This is a genomic window from Legionella nagasakiensis (genome assembly GCF_900639915.1).
Lineage (GTDB): Bacteria > Pseudomonadota > Gammaproteobacteria > Legionellales > Legionellaceae > Legionella_A > Legionella_A nagasakiensis.
Genome location: NZ_CAAAID010000054.1, coordinates 1 through 320, shown reverse-complemented (window position 1 = coordinate 320; position 320 = coordinate 1). Strand labels below are relative to the sequence as shown.

The window sequence follows — 320 nt, the reverse complement described above, 5'->3', positions numbered from 1 at the left end:
CAACGGGCAGCAATGTCCCGTGCAGAGATATCAACGGAAATCACCCGCTTGCCAGAAGGCACACGTCTTATAGGACCTAACGTGCAAGTTCAGGAGCCTCATCTCATGGGTAGTGTTCCCGTATACACACGTGAATCGTTACCCAAACTAAGCGAAAGAGAAAAACAAACTCTTTTAGACATGAAAGAGAAATATTTTGGAAGACTCGTGGAATATGAAGTACCAAAGGAAATCGATTGTGTGACTGGTAAAACCGACCATGGTGAACCGGTCTTTTACGTTCATCATCGAGCTCTGGCTATGAAGCGTTCTCGTGAGCC

Annotated in this window: 1 protein-coding gene; it reads left to right on the top strand. The window is 45.9% G+C overall.

Features of this window, described 5'->3' with window-relative positions:
• A partial coding sequence (locus E1O52_RS13095) for a hypothetical protein (RefSeq protein ID WP_165474839.1) occupies positions 1–320 on the top strand: 320 nt, incomplete at both ends.